This window comes from Streptomyces sp. NPDC055013 (assembly GCF_053608645.1).
On sequence record NZ_JBSGVW010000061.1, the window covers coordinates 1 to 23,063 of the forward strand.

The 23,063-nt window shown below is 69.6% G+C and carries 16 protein-coding genes and 1 pseudogene; 13 read left to right on the forward strand and 4 right to left on the reverse strand.

Going from position 1 to position 23,063, the window contains the following annotated elements; translation table 11 throughout:
• Positions 1 to 199: 199 nt before the first annotated feature.
• Positions 200 to 979, reverse strand: a complete 780-nt coding sequence (gene lexA / locus ACWGDB_RS40345; RefSeq protein ID WP_453827031.1) for a transcriptional repressor LexA — start codon at positions 977 to 979, stop codon at positions 200 to 202.
• A gap of 563 nt (positions 980 to 1,542) precedes the next feature.
• On the opposite strand from lexA, the gene nrdR reads away from it, so the two are divergent.
• From nrdR to ACWGDB_RS40360, 3 genes are all read left to right on the forward strand, one after another.
• Positions 1,543 to 2,112, forward strand: coding sequence for a transcriptional regulator NrdR (nrdR, locus tag ACWGDB_RS40350; protein ID WP_328878694.1), 570 nt, complete (start codon positions 1,543 to 1,545; stop codon positions 2,110 to 2,112).
• 166 nt (positions 2,113 to 2,278) lie between these two features.
• Positions 2,279 to 5,173 carry a vitamin B12-dependent ribonucleotide reductase gene (locus ACWGDB_RS40355; RefSeq protein WP_453827032.1) on the forward strand — a complete coding sequence of 965 codons (2,895 nt, stop codon included), beginning with the start codon at positions 2,279 to 2,281 and terminating at the stop codon, positions 5,171 to 5,173.
• A 161-nt stretch (positions 5,174 to 5,334) separates the two neighbouring features.
• Entirely contained in the window at positions 5,335 to 6,084 is a 750-nt protein-coding gene (locus ACWGDB_RS40360) for a hypothetical protein (protein ID WP_453827033.1), read from the forward strand.
• Positions 6,085 to 6,335: 251 nt separating this feature from the next.
• Here the strand turns inward: ACWGDB_RS40360 and ACWGDB_RS40365 are convergent.
• Positions 6,336 to 6,878, reverse strand: a pseudogene (locus tag ACWGDB_RS40365) (TerD family protein); the annotation flags it as partial.
• Positions 6,879 to 7,024: 146 nt separating this feature from the next.
• Here ACWGDB_RS40365 and ACWGDB_RS40370 point away from each other — a divergent pair.
• From ACWGDB_RS40370 to ACWGDB_RS40380, 3 genes are all read left to right on the forward strand, one after another.
• Positions 7,025 to 7,630 (forward strand): YdbC family protein, encoded by a 606-nt coding sequence (locus ACWGDB_RS40370; RefSeq protein ID WP_453827034.1) that lies wholly within the window; start codon positions 7,025 to 7,027, stop codon positions 7,628 to 7,630.
• A 119-nt stretch (positions 7,631 to 7,749) separates the two neighbouring features.
• Complete coding sequence (locus ACWGDB_RS40375; RefSeq protein WP_453827035.1) at positions 7,750 to 8,409, forward strand: histidine phosphatase family protein; 660 nt, start codon at positions 7,750 to 7,752, stop codon at positions 8,407 to 8,409.
• 12 nt (positions 8,410 to 8,421) lie between these two features.
• Positions 8,422 to 9,327 (forward strand): ADP-ribosylglycohydrolase family protein, encoded by a 906-nt coding sequence (locus ACWGDB_RS40380; protein ID WP_453827036.1) that lies wholly within the window; start codon positions 8,422 to 8,424, stop codon positions 9,325 to 9,327.
• A 371-nt stretch (positions 9,328 to 9,698) separates the two neighbouring features.
• On the opposite strand, the gene ACWGDB_RS40385 is transcribed toward ACWGDB_RS40380, so the two are convergent.
• Positions 9,699 to 11,246: an MFS transporter gene (locus ACWGDB_RS40385; protein ID WP_453827037.1), complete on the reverse strand. Its 1,548-nt coding sequence runs from the start codon at positions 11,244 to 11,246 to the stop codon at positions 9,699 to 9,701.
• A gap of 187 nt (positions 11,247 to 11,433) precedes the next feature.
• On the opposite strand from ACWGDB_RS40385, the gene ACWGDB_RS40390 reads away from it, so the two are divergent.
• From ACWGDB_RS40390 to ACWGDB_RS40400, 3 genes are all read left to right on the forward strand, one after another.
• Complete coding sequence (locus ACWGDB_RS40390) at positions 11,434 to 12,057, forward strand: TetR/AcrR family transcriptional regulator (RefSeq protein ID WP_453827038.1); 624 nt, start codon at positions 11,434 to 11,436, stop codon at positions 12,055 to 12,057.
• Between the two features lie 82 nt (positions 12,058 to 12,139).
• On the forward strand, positions 12,140 to 12,841 hold the full coding sequence (locus ACWGDB_RS40395; protein WP_453827039.1) for a ribonuclease HII: 702 nt from the start codon (positions 12,140 to 12,142) through the stop codon (positions 12,839 to 12,841).
• A gap of 68 nt (positions 12,842 to 12,909) precedes the next feature.
• Positions 12,910 to 13,548 (forward strand): hypothetical protein, encoded by a 639-nt coding sequence (locus ACWGDB_RS40400; RefSeq protein ID WP_453827040.1) that lies wholly within the window; start codon positions 12,910 to 12,912, stop codon positions 13,546 to 13,548.
• 527 nt (positions 13,549 to 14,075) lie between these two features.
• Here the strand turns inward: ACWGDB_RS40400 and ACWGDB_RS40405 are convergent.
• Positions 14,076 to 14,711, reverse strand: a complete 636-nt coding sequence (locus tag ACWGDB_RS40405; RefSeq protein ID WP_427839576.1) for a hypothetical protein — start codon at positions 14,709 to 14,711, stop codon at positions 14,076 to 14,078.
• A 337-nt stretch (positions 14,712 to 15,048) separates the two neighbouring features.
• Here ACWGDB_RS40405 and ACWGDB_RS40410 point away from each other — a divergent pair, with 337 nt between their 5' ends.
• From ACWGDB_RS40410 to ACWGDB_RS40425, 4 genes are all read left to right on the forward strand, one after another.
• Complete coding sequence (locus ACWGDB_RS40410; RefSeq protein WP_453827041.1) at positions 15,049 to 17,208, forward strand: RecQ family ATP-dependent DNA helicase; 2,160 nt, start codon at positions 15,049 to 15,051, stop codon at positions 17,206 to 17,208.
• 422 nt (positions 17,209 to 17,630) lie between these two features.
• Positions 17,631 to 19,217, forward strand: a complete 1,587-nt coding sequence (locus ACWGDB_RS40415) for a DUF4192 domain-containing protein (RefSeq protein ID WP_453827042.1) — start codon at positions 17,631 to 17,633, stop codon at positions 19,215 to 19,217.
• A gap of 1,058 nt (positions 19,218 to 20,275) precedes the next feature.
• Positions 20,276 to 22,165 (forward strand): glycogen debranching N-terminal domain-containing protein, encoded by a 1,890-nt coding sequence (locus ACWGDB_RS40420; protein ID WP_453827043.1) that lies wholly within the window; start codon positions 20,276 to 20,278, stop codon positions 22,163 to 22,165.
• A 131-nt stretch (positions 22,166 to 22,296) separates the two neighbouring features.
• The gene (locus ACWGDB_RS40425) at positions 22,297 to 23,055 is read left to right on the forward strand and encodes an NUDIX hydrolase (RefSeq protein ID WP_453827044.1); all 759 of its coding nucleotides are present in this window, start codon (positions 22,297 to 22,299) and stop codon (positions 23,053 to 23,055) included.
• Positions 23,056 to 23,063: the final 8 nt, after the last annotated feature.

The following is a 23,063-nucleotide window of genomic DNA, read 5'->3' on the forward strand; positions in this document are numbered from 1 at the left end:
GGCCTGTCGCGCGCCGCGACAGGCTAACCCCCGCTCCAGAGCCCGCTGACAGCGGGGTTCCCACAGCGCACAGGGCGAAGCAGCGGCACAGGGTCTGCCTAGGGCCGGGCCTCCCGGACAGCACAGGGCCCCGGAACCGGCGCAGGGGTCCCGGGGCCCGGTCAGAGGGCGTCGCCGTCGGCTTCGCCCGCCGCAGCCGTCACACGCGCCGCAGCACTGCCACCACCTTGCCCAGGATGGTCGCGTCGTCGCCCGGAATCGGCTCGTACGCAGCGTTGTGCGGGAGGAGCCAGACGTGGCCGTCCTCCCGCTTGAAGCGCTTGACGGTGGCCTCGCCGTCGAGCATGGCGGCGACGATGTCGCCGTTCTCCGCGACCGGCTGGCGCCGGACCGTGACCCAGTCGCCGTCGCAGATGGCGGCCTCGATCATCGAGTCACCGACGACCTTCAGGACGAAGAGCTCGCCGTCGCCGACCAACTGCCGGGGGAGAGGGAAGACGTCCTCGACCGACTCCTCCGCGAGGATCGGGCCACCGGCGGCGATGCGGCCGACCAGCGGGACGTACGACGCGGCGGGCTTGCCCGTGGTGTCCGTGGGCTGCACGGAGGCGGCCTGGTCGGAGCCTCGCACCTCGTATGCGCGCGGGCGGTGCGGGTCGCGGCGCAGGAATCCCTTGCGCTCCAGTGCCATCAGCTGGTGGGCGACCGAGGACGTGCTGGACAGGCCGACCGCCTGGCCGATCTCCCGCATCGACGGCGGGTAGCCACGCCGCTGCACGGAATCCCTGATGACTTCGATCACGCGGCGCTGCCGGTCGGTGAGCCCTGAACTGTCCGCCCGGATGCCGGGAGGTCGGCCCGGCAAGGAGCGCTTGTGTCCCTCGGGACTCGTGGCTTCGTTCATCGCATGCACCGGCTCGAGTCGGCCCTGGGAGCGGTCCTGGGCAGTGATGGTGGCACTGTCTGCGGTGGTGGTCACGTCGGCCCCTCTCGATGGTCTCCCTGCTGCACAACGGTAGTTGCTTTCGAAAGGTTGCGCCAAACACACGTTCGAGTGAAAAATCGCGAATCACCTGACGTGATCGTGTGTCTGGGTGTATGGCTGACGTGCTGCCCGACGGGCAAAAGGGGCCATTGTTGTACCCTTCACCGCCGGGATGACGACCTCGTGGGTTGTTGCCCCAGTCTGCCATCCGGGATCGGATCAACCTGGAACCGACCCTCATCTGTGCGGGAGTCCCACGTCCCCTCCGTGTGGCGCTCACGGTATCTCCGTATGTGCCGGTGGGATACGGCCGTGCATCAAGTGCGCGGCGCGCCGGCCCGGTCGTACGGCACCTGGCAATGTCCGAGCGACACGCGCGTATGGCGTCGATGTATGAGCCAATCCCCACATCTAGTGGTTGGATTGCAGCAGCAGCCCAGAAGTTGTGGTCCCCCCGGTCTTCGACCGCTCGGAGATCGCCTATGCTTGGGGCTGCTTCGCGGGGCCCATGAGGTCCAGCGAGGCTATTGAGTCTGCTGTGAGGAGGGTTGGGAGTTATGCACTGCCCCTTCTGCAGGCACCCCGACAGTCGCGTCGTCGACAGCCGTACGACCGACGACGGCACGTCGATCCGCAGGCGCCGTCAGTGTCCTGACTGCTCCCGTCGTTTCACGACAGTGGAGACGTGCTCGCTGATGGTGATCAAGCGGTCCGGAGTCACCGAGCCATTCAGTCGTACCAAGGTCATCAATGGCGTGCGCAAGGCATGCCAGGGACGGCCTGTCACCGAGGACGCGCTCGCCCAGCTCGGCCAACGGGTCGAGGAGGCGGTGCGGGCCACCGGAAGCGCCGAGCTGACCACCCACGACGTGGGGCTGGCCATACTCGGCCCGTTGCAGGAGCTCGACCTCGTCGCCTATCTGCGATTCGCCTCCGTATACCGGGCGTTCGACTCGCTCGAGGACTTCGAGGCCGCGATCACGGAACTCAGGCTGGGGACGGGGCGCACGGCCGCGGACGACGACGACCGCGAGGACGACGCACGCGCAGTCACGGGGGGCCAGGAGGACGACCGCGGGTCCGGAGGGACTGCACAGGTCCCCGTGCCCGCCAACGCCGCCGACTGAGGGCGAGCCGGACCCGGTCCTCGGACCTCCGGAACCGGCCGCGAGGCGGCGACAGAAGACCTGCTGCGGGTGGCAATCCGACGGTGCCCGCAGCACCAGACAGAACACCGTGCCACGGGGAACATCGGGGCACTTCAGGGCGTTTTAGCCCGTACAGGGAGGCGGCATGACAGAGACGGCGAGCGGTCCGGCACGGAGTTCCCGCGCCAAGGGCACCAAGGCGACCAAGGGACTGCGTATCGAGCGCATCCACACCACCCCCGGCGTGCACCCGTACGACGAGGTGGCCTGGGAGCGCCGTGACGTCGTCATGACCAACTGGCGCGACGGCTCGGTCAACTTCGAGCAGCGCGGCGTGGAGTTCCCCGACTTCTGGTCGGTGAACGCGGTCAACATCGTCACCAGCAAGTACTTCCGCGGTGCCGTCGGCACCCCGCAGCGCGAGGTCAGCCTCAAGCAGCTGATCGACCGCATCGTGAAGACGTATCGGAAGGCCGGCGAGGACTACAAGTACTTCGCCTCGCCCGCCGACGCCGAGATCTTCGAGCATGAGCTGGCGTACGCCCTCCTGCACCAGATCTTCAGCTTCAACAGCCCCGTCTGGTTCAACGTGGGCACCCCGCAGCCCCAGCAGGTCTCCGCCTGCTTCATCCTGTCCGTCGACGACTCCATGGAGTCGATCCTCGACTGGTACAAGGAAGAGGGCATGATCTTCAAGGGCGGCTCCGGCGCCGGCCTGAACCTCTCCCGCATCCGCTCCTCCAAGGAACTGCTGTCCTCCGGCGGCAACGCCTCCGGTCCGGTCTCCTTCATGCGCGGTGCCGACGCCTCCGCAGGAACGATCAAGTCGGGCGGCGCCACCCGCCGCGCCGCCAAGATGGTCATCCTCGACGTCGACCACCCCGACATCGAGGACTTCATCCAGACCAAGGTCAAGGAAGAAGAGAAGATCCGCGCGCTCCGTGACGCGGGCTTCGACATGGACCTGGGCGGCGACGACATCACGTCCGTCCAGTACCAGAACGCCAACAACTCGGTCCGTGTGAACGACACGTTCATGAAGGCCGTGGAGGCGAGCGGCAAGTTCGGCCTCACCTCCCGTATGACCGGCGAGGTCATCGAAGAGGTCGACGCCAAGGCCCTGTTCCGCAAGATGGCCGAAGCCGCCTGGGCCTGCGCCGACCCCGGCATCCAGTACGACGACACCATCAACCACTGGCACACGTGCCCGGAGTCCGGCCGTATCAACGGCTCGAACCCCTGCAGCGAGTACATGCACCTGGACAACACGTCCTGCAACCTCGCATCGCTGAACCTGATGAAGTTCCTGAAGGACGACGGCAAGGGCAACCAGTCCTTCGAGGTCGAGCGCTTCGCGAAGGTCGTCGAGCTGGTCATCACCGCGATGGACATCTCCATCTGCTTCGCGGACTTCCCGACGCAGAAGATCGGTGAGAACACGCGCGCGTTCCGCCAGCTCGGCATCGGCTACGCCAACCTCGGCGCCCTGCTGATGGCGACCGGTCACGCCTACGACTCGGACGGCGGCCGCGCTCTCGCGGGTGCCATCACCTCGCTGATGACCGGCACGTCGTACAGGCGCTCCGCCGAACTCGCCGCGGTCGTCGGCCCGTACGACGGCTACGCCCGTAACGCCCAGCCGCACCTGCGCGTCATGAAGCAGCACGCCGACGCCAACTCCGCGGCCGTCCGCATGGACGACCTGGACACGCCGGTCTGGGCCGCGGCCACGGAGGCCTGGCAGGACGTGCAGCGCCTCGGTGAGAAGAACGGTTTCCGTAACTCCCAGGCGTCCGTCATCGCCCCGACCGGCACCATCGGTCTGGCGATGTCCTGCGACACCACCGGTCTTGAGCCTGACCTCGCCCTGGTCAAGTTCAAGAAGCTGGTCGGCGGCGGCTCGATGCAGATCGTCAACGGCACCGTCCCGCAGGCCCTGCGCCGCCTGGGCTACCAGGAGGAGCAGATCGAGGCGATCGTCGCCCACATCGCCGACCACGGCAATGTCGTCGACGCCCCGGGCCTCAAGCACGAGCACTACGAGGTGTTCGACTGCGCCATGGGCGAGCGTTCCATCTCCGCGATGGGCCACGTCCGCATGATGGCCGCGATCCAGCCGTGGATCTCCGGCGCCCTGTCCAAGACGGTCAACATGCCGGAGTCGGCGACCGTCGAGGAGGTCGAGGAGATCTACTTCGAGGCCTGGAAGATGGGCGTCAAGGCGCTCGCGATCTACCGCGACAACTGCAAGGTCGGCCAGCCCCTCTCCGCGAAGACCAAGGAGAAGGAGAAGACCGAGATCACGGAGAAGGCCGAGGCCACCATCCGTGAGACGGTCGAGAAGGTCGTCGAGTACCGCCCGGTCCGCAAGCGCCTGCCGAAGGGTCGTCCTGGCATCACGACGTCCTTCACCGTCGGTGGCGCCGAGGGTTACATGACCGCCAACTCCTACCCGGACGACGGTCTCGGCGAGGTCTTCCTGAAGATGTCCAAGCAGGGCTCGACGCTCGCGGGCATGATGGACGCCTTCTCGATCGCCGTCTCGGTTGGTCTGCAGTACGGCGTGCCGCTGGAGACGTACGTCTCGAAGTTCACGAACATGCGTTTCGAGCCGGCCGGCATGACGGACGACCCGGACGTGCGGATGGCGCAGTCGATCGTCGACTACATCTTCCGCCGCCTGGCGCTCGACTTCCTGCCCTTTGAGACGCGCTCCGCGCTCGGCATCCACTCCGCCGAGGAGCGTCAGCGTCACCTGGAGACCGGTTCGTACGAGGCCGGCGATGACGAGGTGGACGTCGAGGGCCTGGCCCAGTCGGCGCCGCGCGCACAGGAGCTGAAGGCTGTCGCCACGCCGAAGGCCGAGGTCGAGGCGGCCAAGCCCGCTCCGCAGCAGGCGCACACCAGCGCCGAGTTGGTGGAGATGCAGCTGGGCATCCAGGCCGACGCCCCGCTGTGCTTCTCCTGCGGCACGAAGATGCAGCGGGCAGGCTCCTGCTACATCTGCGAGGGCTGCGGCTCGACCAGCGGCTGCAGCTGAGAATGGGCGGAGTCTCGTCGGACATACCGTCCGACGTGACTCGCGAACTCGCCTGACCTGCGGGTTTTAAGGGGACCGGCCGATGGCCGGTCCCCTTCACCGTGTGACCGGCGAAGAACAAAGCATGTGACAGGCGACGGTGGCTCAGGGAGCATCACGGCGTGCCGTCCCACATGAATCAATTCGCTCTCCAAGTCGTCACGCCTGAGCCGACTCAGCGCGGCGGCGCAGTCGAGGTCCGACCGATCATCGACGGTGAGGACATCCTGGCCACGGCCTTCGAAGAGGGCGCGGCGGAGGACCCTCGGCGCCTCCTTCTGCCCTCCAGCCCGCTGATGCCGTCGCGTGAGCCCAAAGAGGTCAGGCTCGCTGAAGCCGACTGCACGGAGGAGTGTTGCGGCGCCGTCTATGTGACGATCACGCGTGAGGACGCGACCGTCGTATGGCACGGTTGGCGGAACCCGGATGATGACGAGCTGGATCTTCCTTCGTATCGATTCGACGCGCGGCAGTACGAAGCCGAGGTTCAGCGCGCAGTCGCCGACCACAGTTGGGAATGGCCGGCCCGCACGATCGCCAGGCTTCTGGAAGAGGGCCTCTCTCGGCAAACGCAGTGGCTGGATCGCTGGGAGTGCGAGTTGGCCTGGGTCAGTGCCCTGCCCTGGGAGCGTGACCGCATCGCAGTCGTCTTCTTCTTCCAGCCGGGTCAGCCGATCAACCGTGATGAGCGGCCATGGCTGCAATTCCGTATCGCCCTGTCCGTCACCGGCGAGGCCCCCGAAGTGCAGGCCGACCGGATGTCGCAGGGACTCCTCCTGGAGGATCCCAAGGCGATCGGTCACGTCTGCGGTGGTTCGCGCGAGTTCGCCGACGAGCTGGGATACCCGTGGCCCGAGCGCTTTCCTCCCTGACAGCAGGGTCTTTGGTGCCTGCTGATGCCGGACCTGTCATGGTCCGAGACCGTGAGGGGCGCCATGACAGCCAAGGACCCGTGGATGGTCCGGCTCATCGAGACAGCGTCCGGTCGCCGGCTGTGGGCGTTTTGCGGCAGCCCTGAGGTGCCTTGGCGAGAGTCCCGGGAGAGGGGCGCCGACCACGTGTCGGCGCCCTCCTTTCGCAGAGTTCTCTTCGCAGGATGGACCGACGAACCTACGAGCGACGCTCAGGGCCGGCGAGCCTTGCCCATGCTCGCCGTGAACGTTGCCGGGTCGTCCTCGAAACCGTGGATGCCGGAGTGGAACTCCCACGTGCTCGATCCTTCGCGTACGAACTCCGCGACCGTGGCCGCCGTCGACCCGAGGACGCCGCCGAAGTCGTCCTCGGCCATGACGGTGTAGCCCTCACGGATGCGCAGGGCCGGATTGATGACGCTGACGAAGGTGCGCTGATCGGGACGCTGCTGTATGGCGACACCGACCATCACGCGCGCGTACCGGACGTCGAGCCGGTCCAGCTCCACGGTCAGGACCTCGTCCCAGCCGAAGCCCTTGCCGTCCTGGCTGTCCCGGTTGAGATAGATGGTGCCGTCGGGAGAGCGGCTGTCGAAGTGCACTACATAGGCGGGATCGCCGTACGGATCGTCCGCCAGATAGGTCGCGGCGACGAGGTCCAGGTCAGTGGGCGGATCACCCGCCGGACTCGGATCCCACTTGAGCGAGATCTCGACCTTTCGGATCCCCTTGTTGATGGCGTTCACCGGGCTTCCCCTTCCCCGTTGTGCTTATGGCTCAGCCTGAACTGCCCAGCAGACATGGCCGGTTGCCCATCCTGCCACGCGCGCGGCACCGTACGCCGAAGAGCACTCCTGCCGAGCGTGACCGGCGCCACGCTCCGTGGCCTTACCATGGCGCGGTGCTGGTCAAGTGGATTCGCTGCACCGTGGTGGACCGCCGCGGCTTCGAGCGGGGGCAGCGAAAGTGGGCGGGGCTTCCGGGGGAGCCGGGATTTCGGGGGCAGGGTGGGGGTTGGAGCCGGGGGCGGCAGGGGGTCGCGCATGTCTTCTCGTTCTGGGAGAGCCGTTCCTTCTACGACTCCTTCATGGCGCGCTCCCACGACAGACTGGCCGCGGCCCAGTCGGGCACCTACAAGGACATGCAGGTCAAACTCTTCGACTACCGCTTCGACGTGAAGACCGGCTTCGAGCCGCGCTTCACCGACGCGGACCTTGTGCGAGTGGCCCACTGCCGTGTCCACCAAGACCGGGCCGAGCACTTCACGCTCATGCAGGAGAAGGTATGGAACCCGGCGATGGCCGGCTCCCCGGGCATGATCCGCGGACTGTTCGGCGAGGCGCCGGGCCATGAGTTCCTGGTGCTTTCGATGTGGCGGTCGGCCGCGGAGCACGGCAAGTACCGCACCGAACGCGTGGAGCGACTGGCGCTGCGGGCGCAAACGGAGGCCGATGTCGCAGCCCTCACGGGCGACATCGTCGAGCTCGAGTCGACCTGGACGGTTTGATTTCCGGACTCACCATGGGTGGGTGCTGGTGTGGCCGCTGGTACAGGAAATGTGTGACCTACGCCGTATGTGGCCCGCACAAGTCCACGATCGGCCCTCAACCGATCTAGGGTTTTGGCATGGCACGACCACGGCGCATCGTCCTTGTCCGGCACGGCGAGTCAACGGGCAATGTTGATGACACCGTGTACGAGCGTGAGCCCGACCACGCTCTGGCCCTGACCGAGCGCGGCTGGCGCCAGGCCGAGGAGACGGGCAAACGGTTGCGGGAGGTGTTCGGCCGCGAGCGGGTCAGTGTGTACGTCTCGCCCTACCGCCGGACGCACGAGACGCTGCGCGCCTTCCACCTGGACCCCGAGGTGATACGCGTGCGCGAAGAGCCCCGGCTGCGTGAGCAGGACTGGGGAAACTGGCAGGACTGCGACGACGTACGCCTCCAGAAGTCCTACCGGGACGCCTACGGCCACTTCTTCTACCGCTTCGCCCAGGGGGAGTCCGGCGCCGACGTGTACGACCGGGTCGGCGGCTTCCTGGAGAGCCTGTTCCGCAGTTTCGAGGCCCCCGACCATCCATCGAACGTGCTGCTGGTGACCCACGGGCTGGCGATGCGCCTGTTCTGCATGCGCTGGTTCCACTGGACGGTCGCGGAATTCGAGTCACTGTCGAATCCGGGGAACGCGGAGATGCGGATGCTCGTTCTCGGGGACGACGGCAAGTACACGCTTGACCGGCCTTTTGAACGCTGGCGAGATCCGGAACCGTACGGGATCACCGGATAGAGTGGCAGGGCGATGACCGCTGATTCCTCCCCCGAAGGGCGCCTGGACCGCGCCCTCGCCAGCCTGCGCGGACTCGCGGTGGGAGACGCCCTGGGCTCGCAGTTCTTCGTCCCGGTGAACTATCCGCTGCTGAAGCGCCGTGAGCTGCCGTCCGGCCCCTGGCAGTGGACGGACGACACGGAGATGGCCTGCTCCGTGGTCGCCGTCCTGGCCGGCCACCACCGCATCGACCAGGACGCTCTGGCCCGTTCGTTCGCCGAGCACCATGACTTCGACCGGGGTTACGGCCCCGCGGTCAACCGGCTGCTGCGTCTGGTCCGGGAGGGCGGTGACTGGCGCGAGCTGTCGGCCGCGCTCTTCAACGGACAGGGGTCTTGGGGCAACGGCGCCGCGATGCGGATCGCACCGCTGGGTGCCTGGTACGCGGACGACCCGGAGCAGGCGACCCACCAGGCCGAGATCTCGGCCTACCCCACGCATCAGCATCGCGAGGCCGTCGTCGGCGCCATGGCCGTTGCCGGGGCAGCCGCGCTCGCCGCCGCTCCCGGTGGTCCGCCCAGCCCTGAATCGCTCCTCGACGACGTCGTCGCTCTCATCCCGAAGAGTGCGGTCGGGGCGGGCCTGCGGCGTGCGCGGGACATGCTCGACTACGCCGACGCGGCCACCGTCGCGGCGGTGCTGGGCTGCGGACGGCGTACGACGGCCCACGACACCGTGCCCTTCGCCCTCTGGTCGGCCGCGCGGGCCCTCGGCGACTATGAGCGGGCCTTCTGGACGACGGCGCAGGTCGGCGGCGACGTGGACACCACGTGCGCGATCGTGGGCGGCGTGATCGGTTCCGGGAAGGCCGGGGCGGTGCCGGCCGAGTGGGCGGAGCGGACCGAGGCACTCCCGGAGTGGGCGCCGACGTCGGCGTAGCCCCGTTCAGCTGCTCGGCCGGAACCTTGTCGGGCCTGGGCTACGCAACTTCTATGACTTTCTGTGCTTGACGGGAACTCTGCGTGACCGCCGGTCCGTTGTCGTGGCAGTCGATGTGCGACGGCTGGGGTCGCACGCGCAGATCTCACGCGAGGGGCGCAGGGGGTGGAGCAATGGGGTTCATGTCGGTGCTGGGCGTGCTGCTCGTCTCGGCGGCTGCCGCGTGGGGCGGTCTTCGACTCCGCCACCCCGGCGACGCCCGTCGGACGCGGGGCGTCGTGAGGGTGGTGCGGATGGCCGGCTCGTCGTCCTCGCCGTTCGTCCCCCGGATCCGGTCCGGCCATCCGCGGCCCTTCGAGGGCCCCGCCGGGTCAGCCGGCCATGGGACCCGCCGTACCGGCGAGGGCGTCCAGATCGCTTTTGCGGACCCGGATCACGAACCATGCGGTGGCCAGGGCGAGCACGGCCATCGCGGCGGCGGCCACGAAGCCGGTGGAGATGCCCTGGGTGAGCACTTCGTGGCCCCACGGGCCGGGCAGTTGCTGCGTCTTGGCGAACTCCGCCTTCTGCTCGGCCGATCCCTCCGCCATGAACTGCGGCAGCTGTTTCTCCGCCTCGTCCTTGCTGGCCGATCCGAAGACCGTCGTCAGGATGGACAGGCCGAGCGAACCGCCCACCTGCTGCGTGGCGTTGAGGAGGCCGGACGCGGCGCCGGCCTCATGCTGCGCGACACCGGAGACCGCGGTGACCGTCAGTGTCACGAAGTTCAGTCCCATGCCGAAGCCGAACAGCAGCATCGGGCCCAGGACTCCGCCGACATACGAGCTGTCGGCGCTGATGAGGGTCTGCCAGGCCAGCCCGGTCGCCGTGAGCGCCGAGCCCACGAGCATGAACGGCTTCGGGCCGAGTACCGGCAGGAAGCGCTGGGACAGGCCGGCGCCGACTGCGATCACGACCGTCACGGGCAGGAAGGCGAGACCGGCCTCGATCGGGCTGTACTGCAGCACGTTCTGCACGAACAGCACGATGTAGAAGAACATGCCGAACATCGCCGCGGCCAGGCTGAGCATGATCACGTAGGTGCCCGAGCGGTTGCGGTCGGCGAACATCCTCAGCGGGGTGATGGGTTCCTTGGCCCGCGACTCGATGAACGCGAAGGCCACCAGCAGGACCACGGCGGCGCCGAACGACCCGATGGTCAGGCTGTCCCGCCAGCCTTCGTCCGCCGCGCGGATGAAGCCGTAGACCAGGGAGGCCATACCAGCGGTCGAGGTCAGCGCACCCGCGATGTCGAAGCGTCCGGAGTGCCGTTCGGACTCGCTGATGTACAGCGGCGTGAGCACCGCTATCAGGACGCCTATCGGCACGTTGACGAAGAGCACCCACCGCCAGTCGAGCCATTCGGTGAGCATGCCGCCGGCGAGCAGACCGATGGCGCCACCGCCCGCGGAGACGGCGGCGAAGACGCCGAACGCCCGGTTGCGCTCCGGGCCTTCGGGGAACGTCGTGGTGATGAGCGCCAGCGAGGTGGGCGACGCGATCGCGCCACCCACGCCCTGGAGTACGCGGGCGGCCAGCAACTGCCACGGTTCCTGCGCGAATCCACCGAGCAGGGAAGCGAGGGTGAACAGCAGGATGCCGGTCATGAAGACCCGGCGGCGGCCCAGAATGTCACCGGCGCGACCGCCGAGAAGCAGCAGGCCACCGAAGGTGAGCGTGTAGGCGCTGACGACCCACGTGAGGTCGGTGGTGCTGAATTTGAGGGCATTCTGAATGTGCGGGAGCGCGATGTTCACAATCGTCGCGTCGAGTACCACCATGAGTTGGCAGGCCGCGATGACGGTGAGCGCGATGCCGGGATGCCCCTCCCGGCGGGCCGCACCTGGTTTCTGATCCTTGATCAACTGAGAGGTTGTCACTATGGGTCCCCCACAAGTGCCTTAGTGAACGCTCGCGTTCACTGTCGCGTCAACCGTAGTGAGTCCCGAGTAGTGAACGCAAGCGTTCACTTATGTTGTTGTCGCGCGGTCTGTCCCCCCGTAGTTGCCGCGTGGAGTTCCCATGTCCCCGAAATCCCCGCTTCGCTTGTTCGTTGGAGACGCTCAGATGGTTACCTCGCGCTGGACGGCCGCCCCCGCTCAGACGGCCTCTCCCCGCCGCCGTGGCGCCGCGCTCGAACGCGCGATCCTCGATGCCGCGCTGGAACAGCTCAGTACGGTCGGATGGAACGGCCTCACGATGGAGGGCGTGGCGGCCGGCGCTCAGACCGGGAAGGCCGCCGTCTATCGGCGCTGGCCCTCCAAGGAGGATCTTGTCGCCGATGCGCTGCGGGCCGGGCTGCCGAACTTTGCGTCGGCTCCCGACCTCGGGAGCGTGCGCGAAGACCTGCTCGAGCTGTGCCGGCAGGCGCGGGAGGCGATGTTCTCGCGGCCCGGTTTCGCGCTGCGGTCGGTGATTCACGAATGCGACAGCCTCCAAGCCGAGCGCTTTCACGGTGTGATCTTCGAGGGGGTCGTGGAGCCGACGATCGCTTTGCTTCGGGAGGTCGTCAATCGCGGCATTGAGCGGGGAGAGGTGCGGACCGACGCGGCGAACGGCTATGTCTTCGACGCCATTCCGGCGATGATGATGTACCGATCAAAGATGTGCATGAGCGAATGGAATGATCGAGATCTCGAGGAGATGGTCGATCAGTTGATGCTTCCACTGCTCCGCCCGACGGCCCGCTGAACCGCGGCTGGACCGGCCCGGAGGTGGCTTCGGTGAACCAGGGTGTCGAAGCCGGTTCCGGTCGGCGTACGCTAAGGGCGCCATGCCGTACGAACCGCCTACTCACACCGTCGAGCGCTCCCTCCGAGCCACGACCGGAGCGAAGATCATTGCCGGTGTCGACGAGGTGGGGCGCGGTGCGTGGGCCGGCCCCGTCAGCGTCTGCGCTGCGATCACCGGATTGCGCCGACCCCCCGAAGGCCTCACCGACTCCAAGCTGCTCACCGTCAAGCGGCGCACCGAGCTCGCCGAACTGCTGCGGACGTGGGTGACCTCGTACGCCCTCGGGCACGCCTCTCCTGAGGAGATCGACGCCCTGGGGATGACTGCAGCGCTTCGGCTCGCCGCGGGGCGTGCCCTGGAGGCCCTGCCGGTCCGACCCGACGCGGTGATTCTCGACGGGAAGCATGACTATCTCGGGAACCCCTGGAGGGTCCGAACGGTCATCAAGGGTGATCAGTCGTGTGTGGCGGTCGCGGCGGCCTCGGTGATCGCCAAGGTGCAGCGCGACAAAATGATGGCCGAACTGGGTATCGACCATGCAGACTTCGGTTTTGCGGACAACGCCGGATACCCGTCGCCCGTGCACAAGGCCGCACTGGCGGAGCGGGGGCCCACCCCGTACCACCGGTTGTCGTGGGCGTATCTTGATGCGCTGCCCCAGTGGCGGCACCTCAAGAAGGTCCGCACTTGGGTGGAAGGAAGCGTTCCGGAGATCGAGGGGCAGCTCGGCTTCGACTTCTGACGATTCCGCTCGCACTTGTGTGCCACCCGGCCATGCGAGCCGCACCAGCGTTTGATAAACATCAGCTCATGCCTCTCATTCCCGAGGAGCCTCAGATTCACGAGAGTGCCCAGGGTCCCCGCGTCACGCCGGCCAGCGGCCGCACCGCGCCGACCCCTCGTCCCGTACCCGGTCCCCGCCCTGCGGCTCCGTCGCGTCCCGGCCGACCCGGGCCCGTGCGGCCCGCGCCGCCGGTGCAACGTTCGCCGCGTGACGTGGCCGTGGCCAAGCCCGGACCGTCGGGTCCGGCTGCTCCCGCTGCCGCTCCGGCTGCGGCGACCCCGCAGATCCAGTTGATCCCGGCCTCGCTCGAGGGCGCGCTCGACGCTGCCGAGGAAGCCGTCGACCTGCTCCTGGAGTCGGGCCGCGCCCCCAGCGACGTGCTGGTGATCACCACCGGCGAACAGCACCCGTGGGCCGCCCACGAGCTGTCCTTCGGTGAAGCCTCCTACTGGGCGCAGCACGACGCCGGTGACGACGTCTTTTACGCCGATGCCTCCGTCGCCGACCGTGCCGCGTCGCGTCCGGTGGTCGTGGTGGCCGTCAATGGCGGTCCCGACACTGCTGCTGTCAACGCCCTGCCTCTGGCCCTCGGCCGGGCCGGTGCCCTGCTGATCGTCTGCGGTGACCCGCAGCGGATCAACTCGGTGCTGGGCGTGGGCGTCTGAGCCGTTCCGGCTCGTCCTGGGGGAATCGCCGCAGGACACCGGGGGGTGGGGCGCCGCTCTGGCGGCGTCTGCACGGCGGGCGCTCCGGCGTGCCCGGAGGAGTCTGAAGCGCGCTGTGCACAGGCCCGTCGGGTCGGGATCGGGGTGTGAGCCCACGCCCGTACGGGTCAGTCGGCGTGGGGCGGACGCGCCCCTCGCACTGCTCGGCCCTGGCGGGCCTCCCAGGCATCGGGACGCTCCCGCCGCGACGGTCGGCCGATCACCAGACGCATGCTGCTGGTGGTGCCGGTGCAGGGAAGCCCTGACAGCTTCACGGCGTCAGCTGGGCGGGATTTCGTCCGGTGGTTGCGTGGTGACGGCGTGCGGCGACTGCGGGTGGCGCTCGCAGCCGCTTTGCGGTCCGCGTCGGGTCCTCGTCTGCCTGGGTCGTCGTATCGAGCGCGGCGTATGGCGTGCAGTGTGCGGCTCGACCGTGGCGTTGGTCGAGCACTCCTGCGGGCCGTCGGTCGAGGACTCTTGCGGTGTCCTCAGCGAGCCGCCGCGCGCCGTAGGACCTCTGAGGCCGCGCCGCCGGTGCGGGGCAGCGGGAGTGGGGACTCGGACGTGGCGAAGGGCTCCGGCGCCGAGTCGGTGTTGGGGCGGCGGCCGCCACGGCCCTCGCCGAGGACCTGCCAGCCGTCCCGGGTCAGCGTGATGTACGCGCCGCAGCGCAGGCCGTGCAGGGTGCAGGCGTCACGCAGGCCCCACATCCACGCGCCGTCCTCCTCCGTCCAACGGGCGTCGCCCTCGCGGCAGTAGAGCAGGACGGCGGTGCGCACGGGGGTGCGGCGCCGCAGGTCGTGCGGGATGACGCGGCGAAGCTGGGCTAGCAGCGCATTGCGGAACATCCAGCCGTCCGCCGGGGACGGGCGACGCGTGAAGGAGGCACTCGCCCGCAGGCGCTCCTCGGCGTCGAGGACGGCCACGATCGCGGTCGTCGGCCCTGGGCGGTGTCGGGAGTGCAGACCGCTGACGACCTCGCGGGGATTGCGCAGAAGCGGGATGCCCGCGGCGGCCCACTCTGCTGGTTCGAGCATGCGGGCCAGCGGGTTGGTGGATGCGGCGGACGGGTCGGCTGACGTCGACACGGATGCTGCAGAGGACGGAGCGAATCCGAAGGTCACGGTCCTCCCTTCGGCTACGCGCCCACACTGCGGGCGAGGTCGGAATCGGGGGAGCGCACGCCGCAGCAGAGCCCTACCGGATCACGGACGAGCCGTGCGGGGAGCGGACTCCAATTCTTCCTGTCGAACCTGAATGCGGCAACGAGCAATTGGGGCCACCGACCGATATCTGGTGGTGCGAGGGTTATATCCCTACCCAGCGCGTCACCGTGCGACGCACGGGGGCGACCTGCACAACCGGGCCATGGATGCTCGTCGCGCTCCGTCAACGGTCCGTGAGCGCCTGTTGCGCCGGGTGAGGTGGCTGATTGTCAGTGGCATCGGGTTGCATGGAGGCATGGACGATCTGGAGCTCCGTACCGAAGCTGATGCCATCCTCGCTGAGCTCGTCGGCGCCCCCGGCGGTTCGGCCCGGCTGCGGGAGGACCAGTGGCAGGCGGTGGCGGCCCTGGTGGAGGAGCGCCGGCGTGCCCTGGTGGTGCAGCGCACGGGCTGGGGTAAGTCGGCGGTGTACTTCGTCGCCACCGCTCTGCTGCGCCGACGTGGTGCCGGTCCGACGGTGATCGTCTCGCCCCTGCTCGCGTTGATGCGCAACCAGGTCGAGTCGGCGGCGCGGGCCGGTATCCGGGCGCGGACCATCAACTCGGCCAACCCCGAGGAATGGGACACCATCTACGGGGAGGTCGAGCGCGGTGAGACCGACGTACTCCTCGTAAGTCCCGAGCGCCTCAATTCCGTGGACTTTCGAGAGCAGTTGCTGCCCAAGCTCGCTGCCACCACCGGCCTGCTCGTGGTCGACGAGGCGCACTGCATCTCCGACTGGGGCCACGACTTCCGGCCCGACTACCGCCGGCTCCGGGCGATGCTTGCCGCCCTCGCCCCCGGTGTTCCGGTTCTGGCGACCACGGCGACCGCCAATGCCCGCGTGACGGCGGACGTCGCCGAGCAACTGGGGACCGGCGCCGGCGAGGCCCTGGTGCTGCGCGGCTCGCTGGAGAGGGAGAGCCTGCGGCTGGGTGTGGTGCAGTTGCCGGACGCCGCGCACCGACTGGCCTGGCTGGCCGAGCATCTGGAGGAGCTGCAGGGTTCCGGGATCATCTACACGCTCACGGTGGCCGCCGCAGAGGAGGCCACCGCGTTCCTGCGGCAGCGCGGCTTCCAGGTGGCGTCGTACACGGGGCGCACGGAGAACGCGGACCGGCTGCAGGCGGAGTCCGACCTGCTGGCGAACCGGGTCAAGGCGCTGGTCGCGACGTCGGCGCTGGGGATGGGGTTCGACAAACCGGACCTGGGCTTCGTGGTGCATCTCGGTTCGCCGTCCTCGCCCATCGCCTACTACCAGCAGGTCGGTCGTGCCGGCCGCGGTGTCGAGCACGCGGATGTGCTGCTGCTGCCCGGCAAGGAGGACGAGGCCATCTGGCGCTACTTCGCCGATACGGCCTTCCCGCCCGAGGCACAGGTCCGGCAGACCCTGTCGTCGCTGGCTGAGGCGGGACGCCCGCTGTCGGTGCCGGCCTTGGAGGCGGCGGTGGATCTTCGGCGTACCCGGCTGGAGACCATGCTCAAGGTCCTCGACGTGGACGGGGCGGTCAAGCGGGTCAAGGGCGGCTGGATCTCCACCGGCGAGCGGTGGGTGTACGACGCTGATCGGTACGCGTGGGTGGCGCGGCAGCGAACGGCCGAGCAGCAGGCCATGCGGGAGTACGTGAGCACGACACAGTGCCGGATGGAGTTCCTGCGCCTGCAGCTGGATGACGAGGGGGCCGCTCCGTGCGGCCGCTGTGACAACTGCGCCGGCACCTGGATCACCTCGTCGGTCTCTGCCGAGGCTCTGACGGGGGCGACGAAGGAGCTGGATCGCCCGGGGGCGGAGGTCGAGCCGCGCCGGATGTGGCCGACGGGGATGCCCGCACTGGGTATCGACCTCAAGGGCCGTATCCCGGCCAAGGAGCAGTGCTCCACCGGGCGGGCGCTGGGCCGGCTCTCGGACATTGGCTGGGGCAACCGCCTGCGGCCCCTGCTGGCCGAGAACGCCCCCGACGGTCCGGTCCCTGACGACGTGCTCCAGGCCGCGGTCGCGGTCCTCGCCGACTGGGCGCGTTCACCGGGCGGCTGGGCGCCGAACGTGCCGGACGCCTCTGCCCGGCCGGTGGGTGTCGTCGCCGTACCGTCCCTGGCCCGTCCGCAACTGGTCGGGTCCCTCGCCCAGGGCATCGCGACCATCGGCCGCCTGCCGTATCTGGGAACCCTGATGTACACGGGGCCGGGCGGCGCGCATGCTGCGCGGCGCAGCAACTCCGCTCAACGCCTGCGGACACTGGCCGACACGTTCGCCGTCTCCGAGGAATTGGCTGCTGCCCTGGCTGGCTCCCCAGGGCCTGTCCTGCTCGTGGACGACTACACGGACTCCGGCTGGACCCTTGCCGTCGCCGCTCGCCTCCTGCGCCGGGCCGGCAGCGAAGCGGTTCTTCCTCTGGTCCTCGCTGCGGCGGGTTGAGCTGCTCTGGGGTGTTGTGGAGGCCGGCGGTGACGGTTGCCTGAGGGCAGGCGTGGGCTGCCGTGGTGACCGGGGGTTGCTCAGGAGCCCGTGCGTGCATGGAACGTGGGGATTCAGCCCCACATCCAGGTGAGGTTGCAGCACTTCGGCCGGCCCGCCGTGCTGTGCCTCTGCCCCCTGGACGTCGTTCTCCGTGAGGTTTGGCAGGTAGGGCAGCGGACCCGGGCCAACACCCTGGAGCCGGCGCTCAGGGAGTTCTGCGTATCGCGTCGGGCGAACGGTCGGGCGTCGCGCATCCCGAGTGAATGGCGCCGCGCGCCCCAGAGCACGGATTGCTCATGTCCGAGTGAATTGTCGTGTCCCTGGTCGGACTTATCCACAGGGTCAAGCGGAACATTGCGATCCGGGAGATCGTCTGTCGCATGACGAATCACAGCGAAGCGACTGGATTTTCCGAGGGTGATGACGCCGGGCGCGGTGAGCAGCCCCTCGCCCCTGGGACAACCGACCCGAACGAGGCGGCCCTGCCCGAGCACCAGGTCACCCTGCGCACCCCGGCCGAACTCGCCGATGCCCTGCCATATCTCCTCGGCTACCGCCCCGAGGACAGCATCGTCCTCGTCGCCCTGCACGACAGGGCAGGCCGCGGACGGTTCGGTGGCCGAGCGCGGCTCGGCATTCCAGCGAGTGCGGACGACTGGGACTCCGCAGCCGCGCAGTTGGCCCACGGCCTGGTGACGGGGAGCGAGCGCAGGGGAGTCCGGCCGGAGCAGATGGTCGCCTTCCTCTGCCAGGAACCGGCCAAGGGCGAGACGGGCCGCCAGGTCATGGAACGGCTGCGCCCGCTGGCCCAGAAGATGCGTGTCGCCTGCGGCAACCTGGACGTGCCGGTGATCGAGGCCCTGTGCATCTCGGACGGCCGCTTCTGGTCGTACTGCTGCGACCGCGCCGAGTGCTGTCCGCCCGAGGGCCGCCCGATGGGCCTGCCCGGTACGTCCGTGCTGGCCGCCGCGGCCACGTACGCCGGGGTCCAGGTGCGCGGCACGCTGCGCGAGTTGCGGTCCAGGTTGCTGCCCTGGGAGACCGCAGGCGTCCCGGAGCAGGAGGCCGCCCTCGACACGGTCGGCATGGAGCTGGTCACCAGGATCCTGGACGACACGAAACGCGCGGGCGTGGCGGTCGAGACGCTGGAGCTGGCGGAGCGGATCAGGTGCCGGTTCGCCGAGGCCCCGCCCGTGTCCGGGACGCTGACCGCTGATCTCCGTGACGACGGACTGCTGAGCCACGACGAAGCCGCGAGGCTCATTCTGGGTCTGCAGGACCGCGCGAACCGCGACCGCGCGGCCGAGTGGATGGAGGGCGACGAGGCCGCTCCCGCGCTCCGACTCTGGCGGGCACTGGCCCGCCGCTGTGTCGGACCGTACAGCGAGCACGCGGCGGCGCCCCTCACCCTCGCCGGCTGGGTCGCCTGGTCCACCCGCGATGAGCTGGAGGCACGAGAAGCCCTCGCCATGGCACTCGGCGTCGACCGCGACTACCTCTTCGCCCGTCTGCTGCACCAAGCCTGCAACGAGGGCCTGGACCCCGAGTCGATCCGCCGCTGCCTGCGCGCGGAACGCGTGAGCCGTGAGGAGGATGTCACAGAGCGGCTCGATCAGCCGGACGACGTCGAAGAGTCGGTGCGGGGCACGGGGGTGGAGCCCGCGCCGACATCTGGGGAGGACGGCGGTCGCCGATCTCGGGAGACGGTGAGTGCTACGGGCAGCCTGACTCGATCAGCCAGGGGCACCGGGCGGAGCCCGGGGGAGCGGGGCGCGAGGGGGTCGCGTGCCGCGCGTCCTCGTGCGTCGGCGGGAAGCCGTCCCGGTGCCGTGCGGCCGGGCGGCACGGCACCGGGGAGCTCGAAGGGGTCGGCTCCGCGTACGTCGAGGAAGGGCGCCGTTCGTCGGAGTGAACCCCGTCCGGATGGCCTGCGTTCTGGAGGTGCCGGCGGGGAGGGGGACGCGTGAGCCGTCGAGGGCAGACTGCCGACCGAGGTCGTGGAAGCGGTGACATCTACTTGCGACGCCGCGTGGGCGGGGACGTGGGGTCTCGGCCGTGCGCGCGGGAACTCCGTCCAGGGGTTCAACCCGTATGCGTGGGGACGTCATTGAGGGTCTCAGCCGCCCAGGCGGGAACGCCATGGAGTGCCTTGGCCGCCCAGGGTCGTCCCCATGGAGAGGCTCAGCCACGTCGACGAACCCTGCAAACGCGGGGCGCTCCGGTGGAGTTACCCCCTCATGGGCGTGACCTGGAGGGATCCGTCCCCGTTCACCTGAGTGGCGGAACGCCTGAACCGGTCGTGCCGCCGCACCGCCCCTGTCACTCCGGGTCCCCCAGCCGGTGCCGCACACGCCCGCGGCGCACAGAGCGCAGAGGAAGCCGCCCCATGCCACAGTCGACTCCGGTGCCGGCGCCGATCCAGGTGCCTCCGCCGCCGCCGATGCCGCCGCCGACTCCGGCCTCCGGGGCCGTTGACGACCGCTCCACTCCCGGCGGAATGGTGCCGTCCCAACGGTTGGATACCGGGCTGCCTCCGGCCGGGGACGGTGCGGGGCGGCGCCCGCCCAGGGGCCGGAGCGATACCTCTCGACGCGATGCCTCTCGGAGCGCCGAGTTCGGCGATGCCCCCCGGACCGCGGAGTATGACGATGCCCCCGGGGCCGCGGAATGTGGCGGTGCACCGTGGACCGCCGAGTACGCCGACCCCCCTCGCCGCGCGGACTACGGCGACGCCCCTCGACGCACCAAGCCCCTCAACCGGCCGACGCCCCAGACCTCCTGGCCCGCGTCGCCCGCACCCCAGAGCCCGACAACGCAGCCACATCCCGACCAAGCAAGGCGCCTGTCCCCGTCCCAAGACGCCCCTTCATCGACTCAACCGTCAACGAAACCGACCACACCAATCCCACTCAGCACGCCCACCCCACCAACCCCACTCAGCACACCCACGCCACCAACCCCACATCGGTCCGACCTGCCTCCCACCCACAACGCCCTGATCTGCGTAGCGCTCCCGGGCCTCGCCATGTCCACGGACCAGGGGCAGTTGACCGGCCGGGGCCTCGACGGCTTCTACCGCGCAGGACGTCGCGTGCTCTCGCGCTGCCAGCTCCGTGTGGCCGGGCGTGAGCCGCTCGCCGTGCAAGCCCGGATGATCGGGGCCGACCTCGCCCGGTTCGTGGGCACGCTGCGCAGTTCCCCGCAGGCAGGCCCCGACCCGGACGTCGTCGTCGAGCGAACCCGTCGCGCGGACGGCATCGAGCGGATCACGCTGCACAGCGCGGCCGCCCGCCCCCTGCGTCTGCCGGTCGAGGTCGCTTTGGGCACGGACCTGGCCGACCTCGGTGCGATCGTGAGTGGCAACGCGGGATCGGAACTCCCCGCCACCGTCCATGACTGCGGCCTGCGCTGGTGGTCCGCCAAGGGGAGCTCGGCGGTGACGGCCGACCCCCCGCCCGCCGACGCGCTGGCCTCGGCCGGGCTGCTGCGCTGGGAGTTCGTGCTCCCTCCGGGCGGCAGCGCGAGTATCGAGCTCCGGGTGCGGCCGGACGGTGCGGGACCCGTGCGCGCGGTGGGTCGAGCCGCGACCAGCCCACTGGCACCGGCGCTGGCGGCCGGCGACGACCCCGGGGTGGAGGCGCTGCTGCGGACGAGCATCGAGGACCTCCAGGCCCTCATGCTGCGCGATCCGGCCCACCCCTCCGACATCCACCTGGCCGCGGGCGCACCGTGGCGCTGTGGCCTGGCCCCGGCCGAGGCCCTCGCCGCGGCCCGGATGACGCTGCCCCTGGGCACCCGGCTCGCCGCGGGCACCCTGCGCACCCTTGCCCGCACTCAACTCCGGGGCCAGGGACCGCAGTCCGGCATGATCCCCGCGCCGATGAGGGACGCCGGAACACATCTGCCGCCGAGCTGCACAGGCGCGGAGGCCACGCTGCTCTTCCCCGCACTGCTCGCTGAGGCCCGACGTTGGGGGCTGCCCGAGCCGGAGACCGAAGAACTCCTCCCGGCGGCCGAGTCGTGTCTGACCTGGCTGCGGACCACTGTGGGCGACGGCACCTATCTGCCCGACCCGCAGCCTGGCGGTCCCGTCCGCTGCGAGACCCAGGCCCACGCCCATCGTGCGGCACTGCTCGGCGCCGAACTGCTCGACTCCTTCGGTAGACCGGGCGGTGCCGAGTTGCGGCAATGGGCCGGGGCGCTGCGGAACGCGTTCCGTGCGGACTTCTGGATCGATGACCTGGGCGGCGGCCGACCCGCGGCAGCCCGGGCCCCGGACGGACGCCTCGTGTCGCATCTTGGCGCCGCCGCCGTCCACCTGCTCGACACCGGCCTGCTGGGCGGTGGCGAACACGCGCCCGGCCTGCTCGACAAGGTGCAGACCGAGCAGCTCGCCCGGCTCCTCGGCGGTCCGGCCATGGACTCGGGCTGGGGCCTGCGCGGGCTGGGCGTGAAGGAGGCGGGGCACAACCCGTTCGGTCACCGCAGTGGCGCCGTGCGGGTCCACGAGACGGCGCTCGCCGTCGCGGGCCTCGCCGCGGCCGACTACGAGAAGGAGTCGAGCGCTCTGCTGAGAGGCGTTCTGGCCGCCGCCGCCGTGTTCGGCCACCGGCTGCCCGACATGTACGCGGGGGAGCAGCGCACCAACGGGAGCGCACCCCTCCCGCATCCGGCGGCCTGCCGACCCGCGGCCACGGCGGCGGCAGCCGGAGTGCTGCTCTTGACCACGCTCGCGGGAATCCGCCCGGACGCTCCGGCGGGCACGATCACGCTGCGCCCCGTGCGCAGTGCGCCGCTGGGCGAGATCATCCTGACCGGCCTTCGGATCGCCGGTGCGCCGTTCTCCGTACGTGTCAGCCGCCTGGGTCTCGCCATGGTCGAGGAAGCGGCCGACGGGCTGCAATTGCGGGCGTGACCTCGTACGACTCTCAACGACACGACATGGGGAGATGGCAGTGAGGCCCGTACCGGGGCGGAATTGGATCAGTCATCGATGGGGCCGACGAAGGGAGTGTTTATCGTCAAGCAGACGACTATGATCGCCGCATGCCCTACGACCCGTCAGCGTTTCCGCCCTTTGCCGTCACTGTGGATCTGGTCGTGCTGACCGTGCGCCGCCATGCCCTGTGTGCGTTGGCGGTACGCAGGGGGGAACCGCCGTTCCAGGGACGCTGGGCACTGCCGGGTGGGTTCGTACGGGCCGACGAGGACCTGGCGCAGGCCGCCGCGCGCGAGTTGGCCGAGGAGACGGGGCTGCGTGCTCACGACCCGGACGTCCCGGTGCAGGACAACGGCGCCCACCTGGAGCAGCTCGCGACCTACGGCGACCCCAAGCGGGATCCGCGGATGAGGGTGGTCAGTGTTGCCCACCTGGCGCTGGCCCCCGACCTGCCGGCCCCCCGCGCAGGCGGCGACGCCAGTAACGCCCGCTGGGCGCCGGTCGACGAACTCCTGCAGCAGGGCGGCCACGGCCGCGACGGCGAACCCGTCGCACCGCTCGCCTTCGACCATGCGCAGATCCTGGCCGACGGAGTGGAGCGCGCCCGCTCGAAGATCGAGTACTCGTCGCTGGCCACGGCGTTCTGCCCCACCGAGTTCACCGTCGGTGAGCTGCGCCGGGTCTACGAGGCCGTGTGGGGTGTAGCGCTCGACCCCCGCAACTTCCATCGCAAGGTGACGGGCACGCCGGGCTTCCTCGTCCCCACCGGCGGCACCACCACGCGCCAGGGCGGCCGTCCCGCCCAGCTCTTTCGGGCCGGCGGAGCCACGCTGCTCAACCCCCCGATGCTGCGTCCCGAGGTCTGACGCGGACC

Bases quoted from the DNA above. Each gene is read 5' to 3' on its own strand.
- ACWGDB_RS40355 (WP_453827032.1), top strand. From the start codon at position 2,279: ATGACAGAGACGGCGAGCGGTCCGGCACGGAGTTCCCGCGCCAAGGGC.
- ACWGDB_RS40425 (WP_453827044.1), top strand. From the start codon at position 22,297: ATGCCCTACGACCCGTCAGCGTTTCCGCCCTTTGCCGTCACTGTGGAT.
- ACWGDB_RS40375 (WP_453827035.1), top strand. From the start codon at position 7,750: ATGGCACGACCACGGCGCATCGTCCTTGTCCGGCACGGCGAGTCAACG.
- ACWGDB_RS40400 (WP_453827040.1), top strand. From the start codon at position 12,910: ATGCCTCTCATTCCCGAGGAGCCTCAGATTCACGAGAGTGCCCAGGGT.
- ACWGDB_RS40410 (WP_453827041.1), top strand. From the start codon at position 15,049: ATGGACGATCTGGAGCTCCGTACCGAAGCTGATGCCATCCTCGCTGAG.
- nrdR (WP_328878694.1), top strand. From the start codon at position 1,543: ATGCACTGCCCCTTCTGCAGGCACCCCGACAGTCGCGTCGTCGACAGC.
- ACWGDB_RS40420 (WP_453827043.1), top strand. From the start codon at position 20,276: ATGTCCACGGACCAGGGGCAGTTGACCGGCCGGGGCCTCGACGGCTTC.
- ACWGDB_RS40395 (WP_453827039.1), top strand. From the start codon at position 12,140: ATGCCGTACGAACCGCCTACTCACACCGTCGAGCGCTCCCTCCGAGCC.
- ACWGDB_RS40390 (WP_453827038.1), top strand. From the start codon at position 11,434: ATGGTTACCTCGCGCTGGACGGCCGCCCCCGCTCAGACGGCCTCTCCC.
- ACWGDB_RS40380 (WP_453827036.1), top strand. From the start codon at position 8,422: ATGACCGCTGATTCCTCCCCCGAAGGGCGCCTGGACCGCGCCCTCGCC.
- ACWGDB_RS40415 (WP_453827042.1), top strand. From the start codon at position 17,631: ATGACGAATCACAGCGAAGCGACTGGATTTTCCGAGGGTGATGACGCC.